Origin of the sequence: Streptococcus pseudopneumoniae, from assembly GCF_001072315.1 — a bacterium.
GTDB lineage: Bacteria > Bacillota > Bacilli > Lactobacillales > Streptococcaceae > Streptococcus > Streptococcus pseudopneumoniae_R.
On the sequence record NZ_JVLI01000053.1, the window covers coordinates 1 to 7,004 of the forward strand.

Sequence of the window (7,004 nt, forward strand, 5' to 3'; positions counted from 1 at the left end):
TGCTTTGGAAACAGCTAGAGCGGAAGGTCTTGAACAGGGATTGGAACGTGGTCTTGAGCGTGGTCGAGCAGAAGGTATTGAACAAGGTTTAGAGCGTGGACTTGAACGTGGCCGTGCAGAGGGTATTGAAAAAGGGCGCGAAGAAGGCATTGAAGAGGGATTAAAAGTAGGTTTAGTAAATCTAGTCCGTCAAGGTCTTCTAACACCTGAGGTTGCAAGTGAGCAGTTGGGTATGACAATGGCTGAGTTTGAAACGCTCTTGTAAGGCAATCACAAACAACGGTCAAGAAAACCATTTAGTTAAGATGGCATTCTTGGAATTAAAAAAATATATAGAAACCAGCAAAGACGAGATTCGCAAGTTGTGGTTGGAGTTTTTCGGGAACAAGCTTTAATGAATCCACTGTCTATAAAATGTGAGGTTAGGCATTCAACTATTCTAAAATAATGACAGATTTTTCCTAAGTAAAAGGTAAGATCTGTTTTTTTATTTATATTAAATTTTATATTTAATGGTCCGGAAACGCTGTTATGACAACACTTGTATATATATATATATATATATATATAATTCGTAAAAAGATCCCAAAATATGCTATATTATAGGGTTTTAAACTTAAGATAATGTTCAGGAGATTGATTGATTTTCTATTTAAAAAGTGTTAGTATAGTAATGAAACATTATGTTTCAAAGATTTTTAATGTAGTCTATTGAGACAATAGAAAGGATATGCTTATGTTTGGAAAAAGGCATAAGGATAACGGGGAAAAAGTCTTTCGTTATTCGATAAGAAAGTACCATTTTGGTGCTGCTAGTGTCGCGATTGCGGCATTGATATTTTTTGCAAATGGTGTAGCTCAGGCTGAAACGTTACCAGTAAGACCTGAAACGGCCAATGTGCAATCTTCTCCTGAGGGAGAGCTTTCAGATTCGGGAGGCAGAGCAGTCTCGGAAGTCCAACCTGCTGAACAACCTAAAGTATTGACTCAGTCAGTCAACAAGGATGCGCTTCGTATAGCCATCGGAAATTTGAGTGACGTAGTCAGAAAAGTAGAATCAAGCAAGCTAGTCGCTCTTGAATCTCAGCTCACTCAAGTGGTTGAAGAAAGCAAACGCTTACTTGAAGATGGAGGTGTTACAGAGCAAGCTGTTGCAACAGAGGTAGAGACTATCAACTCTTTGATAAGAGAGGTCGAAAAGCTCCTTCCAAAATCTGAGCCAACTGTAGATGAGCCTGCTGATAAAAAGGATAAAGAAGCTTCTATCGAGCATCCTAAGGATGAGAAGAAAGTGGTTTCTGATCAAGAAAAATCTAAAAAAGATTTATCTATAGTTGACAAAGCCAAATTAAACGAGGACAAGGCTGCGGTTAATCAGGGATCAGAAGATAGACTAACTTCGAATCCTAATAAAGTAGCTAAAAAAGAATTGCCAACATATAGCAATGAAAATGATGGGGCAACGAACCTATCAAATGAGCTTTACTTTATCTATGGAGAACTGAAGAAGGCTAATACTGATACGAGTAAAATCCAAGAGGTTAAAGATGCATATGATAGGATCAATAATGCTATCCCTCTAGCTAATAACGGTGTTGTCAATCAAGCAATCTTTGATGCTGCTTTAGTAGATCTAAAGAAGGCTCGTGATTTGATTGAGTCTGTACTTAACGGTAAAACAACAGATGATTCTACAACTACACCGGTAAACCCTCAGCCTCGTAGTAGCGATGAAGAGTTAGCGAGCCGTGGAAGAGGTCGTACTAGAACAACACGTAGCGTTCGTGTTGGTACTGATAATTATGCCAATTCTCTAGAGTCCTTCTTCGAAGATGGGAAAAAGGGAAATTCACCATATGACAAGTATACTTATTACTTCTATTCAAGAAGACAACTTGGTGTTCAAGATGGTGTTAACAGAAATGTCAATGAGGGTAGAGAGTATATTTATGCAGATGTCACTAGTACAGATGATGGTTTTAGATGGGATATCTATGTCAACAAGGGACATCACACCATAGCTCGTGCACCTGTATGGTTCACAATCCCTTCGGGTCAGGAATACAAACCAGGTACAGCAACTGTTTCGGTTACAACTCCAGACGGGAATACTACCGCTTATAGTCCTAATAGTGGCAACTTATTGGATATGCTTAGAATCGGGGAACTCGGTTTTTATAATCAAACTCAAGGGACGCCACAAAATTCAGGAGTCCAGAAAAACGGAGGTGTTGCCCAAGCTCAAGGCCTTACTGTAGGGAGTTTAGATGCATTAGCTCGTCAAGAACATAGAACAGGGCTTGGGAAAGGTCCATATGGTAAGAATCTTGAGAGCCAGGCTGAAAAAAACTTATCTGCAAAGAAATTTGATGCTATAAATGGAAGCGGTGGTAAACTTTATTACTTTGAAATGAGTAACCGAAAAGATTCTTATCACTTCTCATTTGAAACAAGAGGGAATAATGACATCAATAAACTGGCTTATGCAGTTGGTGCTAAGGGTGTGAAAGCAGAGACTAATGTTAACACCCTATTCCTTGTTGACCAGTTTTATGCTCGTACCAATGGAGAAATTGATGATACAGACCGTTTTAAATTCAAAATAAAGGGTAATGGATATTTTAAGATTAATCAAAATACCGTAAACTCTATTTTTGTTCCAGGAAATGAAGGCTACGTAAGTACTGTAAATGGAATTATTTATAAAAACAGAGGTAGTTTTGCTGACAAACCCTTTGAAAATATGGTCGATGGTGTTTTGACGTATAACAGCTCTGGTTATTATACAGACTATCGAAATATAGATACGACTTCTTATGGTGACTACTATAGAGAAGACGGTTCGATGTGGGAAAAACAAGCAGGGAAAGGTGAAGCGAACAGAAGAGGTCAAGACTTCCAGCTCTTTAAAGACTCAAACGGAGCTATTACAAATGTCAGTAGAGAAGGATTGACTTTAGATGCCATTTCTACTCCTGGAGTACATACTTATCGGTATAACCGATCATTTAATGATGGTTCTCACGATACAGGGAAGTTTAGCTTTGTCACTAAGCCGAAGACACCGACTCTGACGACTGATTTGGCGCGCCAAGCTGGTAAGACCATAAATATCCAAGCCAGCAACGGAACCAACGGTTTTGACATGAGACTGTATAAACGTGCTGCCAATGGTTCTCTAACAGAAGTGCTCGGTGCAAATGGAAAACCTCTGATTGCTAAGGCAGGAGCTAACGGTGTTGCAACCTTTACTAATGTTAAAGTTGAAGAAGCAGACTATGTTGTAAAAACTGTTGTAGAAGGTGATTGGGTCGATTATAATAACACTCGTCGTAAGACGGTTGAATCAGATGAATCAAACAGAAGAACTGCAACGGACGGACTTCCGCCAGTAGTTAGTGTAAATGGAACTACGCTTCCGACAAGTAAAAATAATTCAAACCTTGTTTTATATGAAGTTACTCAGGGAGAAAGATTCAACCCGACTATCAAAGTATGGGATAATTCAGGAAAAATCAATAGTCTATCTATTGCCAATACACCAGGTGGGGTTAATAAAGAAAAGTTCCGTCAAGATTTCCGTAACCAAACAACAGCTACGGAAGCTACTCCATACACCGCTCCAACCCTTGAGGGTACAGTTGCTAATAATCAAACTCCAGGAATCCATATAGCGGAAATTAGTACTTCGGATGCCAATGGGAATTCACAAACTTATTACTTTAACTACAAAGTTAAACCAGTAGCACCAACGGTAACAACAGGTTCAGTTACAGAACTTCTCTCAACTGCACGTAGTATTTCAGGTACAGGTATTGCGGGCTCAACTGTACAAATCACTTTACAAAATGATACAGTTGTATCTACTACAGTTCAGCCTAATGGAACTTGGACTTATAACTTAACGTCTAATCAAGTTTTAACGCAAAATATTAAGCAAGATGCGACTACAAAATCTACAAAAGGTATCTCAGTTAAGCAAGTTACTAATGGAGTTGAATCAGAATCAAGAGCCGTTGGTATTAGAGTTGGTGATTCAACGATTGACACACCAGTACAAGCAGGGCGTGACATCACAGTTCATATACCTCACGATGTAAGCCGCTTCTATTTGAACGTTGGAGATAACTTTGAATACGGTGTAGAAAAGACAGGAGGCACTTGGCGATTACTTAATGGTAAAGATTCTGCAACAGATTTGATAGAGGAATCCAGCAGCAATCCATCATTGAAGACCCTTCGCTTCCACATAAAAGATTCGCATACGAAAAATAATATTCCGTACACTATTCCATCAGGCGGTAACAAATTAAGACTTCGTACCCACTATGACAACTCATCAAATAATCCTTCAGCAGATTGGGCTGTAGCAGGAGAAGCAACTAATACAGCACCAACTCTTGCCGTGAAAGCAGCAAATAAGCATGATTACACTGCGGATGGTAGCTTGACATTGGCGGGCTTGAAAGGCTTGGTTACAGTAACAGATCCGGAAGATAACGCGAATAAGACAGTGGGCAATACTGCGACGGATAATCTAACAGTTACTATTAAGAAAAATGGTCAACCATTTACTTTAGCAGATGGTTCGTATTTGAAAGAGGGTACCTATACTCTTACTTATGCGACAACAGACGCGGCAGGTGCAGTAGCGAGAACAGTTGAGCATACTATAAATGTTTCTTCTCTAGCTACTTCTCAAAGGAACTCCATTTTATATCCTACTGAAGCACAAAAAGTAGTGTACGGAACGAGTGATGTGACAGGTAGAAACTTCACATCAGAAGCCAAGACGCGTTTTGCAGATAAAATGCGGGAAGTGAATCAAAACAATCGCAACCTACCAATAATCAATGGTCAGGGCGTGACATTTACTGCAGGCACAACGAATGAAGATGCCAAAACTGTAGTAGTGACCTTCCCAGATGGCTCAACTATTGATGTTCCAAGCTCTAAGGTAGCAAAACCGGAAGCGCCGACGATTACTACAACTTCTGGTGATAAACTGAGAGACACAGATCGTACAATTTCAGGTACGGTTGTTGGTAATGCTTCCAAGGTGACACTTCGTTTCCAAGATAATACAGAAGTGGATGTTATACCAACTAATGGTACATGGACTTACATGCTACCAGAAGGTAAGTACCTACACCAAACAGAACAAGCTAACAAAGCTGGTTATTCGGCAACTAAAGTTACAGTAACTCAAACAGCCCTTGGTCAAACAAGTGATGCTAGGGAATATGGTGTTGTAGAGAATCGTACGTTTGAAGGTAAAACTGTCAAACAAATCGTAGGGAATGCTGCACTTACTGAATTGAGCAATCATCCAGAACGTGTCTTGGTCTATAAAGAAAATGGACAAACAGCAACCCTTCCAAACTACTTGACTGCTACTTGGAAAGACACACCTGACTTTACGACAGTAGGTACACACACTGCAACCCTGCTCATCTCTGAAAAGACAGGCACGAATAATCAAACAAGACCAGTAACGGAAGTAACAGTACCAGTAACGATTTATCCAACAGCTGTGGCGAAACAAGATTCATTCCCAACTGTTTCAGAAAAGGATCATAATCCTAAAGATGGTGTGAAACCTACTACTCCACTACCAAAGGGAGAGCAGGCAGAAAATTATATTCAATTTAAAAATGGAAATAATGGAAATGTAAGTAAGCCTAATGGTGTTACAGTAGAATGGGAAAGTAAGCCAGTCACTACTACTCCAAATCCTAACCAAACTGGACGTGTTAAAATCACATATGCAATCACAAATGCTGACGGACAAGAGACTAGCGCTATTGAGTATGTTGATGTAAAAGTCCCTGTTTTACACGTTACACCGAGAAAGACAGAAGTAGTTGCGACGTTTGGAGGAAACTTTGAAAGTACATCTAACAATTCTTCTACATATTATGATAACAACGGCAAGTGGACTTCTTCGGTTTGGAAATCTTCATCTGGTAACGGTTGGTCAGAGTATGGATCGTATATTAGAAGCGCTGAGAAGCAAGCCACAAATTACCTAGGAAAAGTTAAAGATAGAATTCGCGCTTACGTTTCAGATAAAACCTCCGCTAATTGGGATTTGTATGAGGAATTTGATGTAACATTTACTGTCAAACCATTAACACCGACAGTAGAAGGGGCAACAACCGGTGCCACAAGCTTGACAGTCAACAACGTGAACAGCGGAACAACTGTAGAACTTTATGATGTAACTGACGCCACTAAAAATCCTGTTAAGATTGGTGAAAAAGCGGTGGATAAAGAAGGTAACTATGATAAGAAAGATAGTATTTCAGTTCCGCTAAATCAAAGTCTTGCTGCAGGTAGAAAAATTATCGCCAAAGTTGTGCATACTTCTGGTAGTGATAGAACAGAATCTGATAGCAGCCCAGAAGTCGTTATTAAATATCCGAAACCAGCAGAGTTGACTCATGAGAACAAGCAAAATGGTACAACTCGTATTAAGTTACCAGATGATGCGGATAAGGTTGTCTTTACAATCCCTGGCGATCACCAGTCAAATAATGTGATTGTCACACATTCAGAAAGGGATGGATGGACAGTACCAGCTAACTCTGTACTTACAAAAGATGGTGACTACTTAGTTGTTAACTCGAAAGATGTTGGAGGAACTCGCAAGATTACAGCTGTCACCACTAAAGGTGATGGAAATCTTAAGAGTGAAGAAACAGCAACGTCAATTCCGGTGCCTGAACATACAGTGACGACTAAGATGATTGCAAAAGCAGTCGGCGAAAATCCTACAAATGAAGAGTTACTTGCTGCGGTAGATGTAGTTAACAAACACTCAACTGCACTGAAAGAAGGAACACAATATCCAACTACACTAGGTAAACATATTCTTGACGTTGTTGTAACATACGCAGATCAAAGTACAGAAAACGTAAGAGTACCGTATGTGGTGAAACCGAAAGATACTGTTGTCTACAGCAAAGAAGGCGATGATGTCGTTAAGACAACAACAACTCACA

1 protein-coding gene and 1 pseudogene are annotated in these 7,004 nt (G+C 39.7%); both read left to right on the forward strand.

From position 1 onward, the window contains the following. Positions 1-265: pseudogene (locus ADH54_RS01930) on the forward strand (hypothetical protein); the annotation flags it as partial. Between the two features lie 471 nt (positions 266-736). Beyond that, positions 737-7,004 (forward strand): YSIRK-type signal peptide-containing protein (locus ADH54_RS01935; protein ID WP_049523818.1); only part of this gene is annotated, 6,268 nt, incomplete at its 3' end.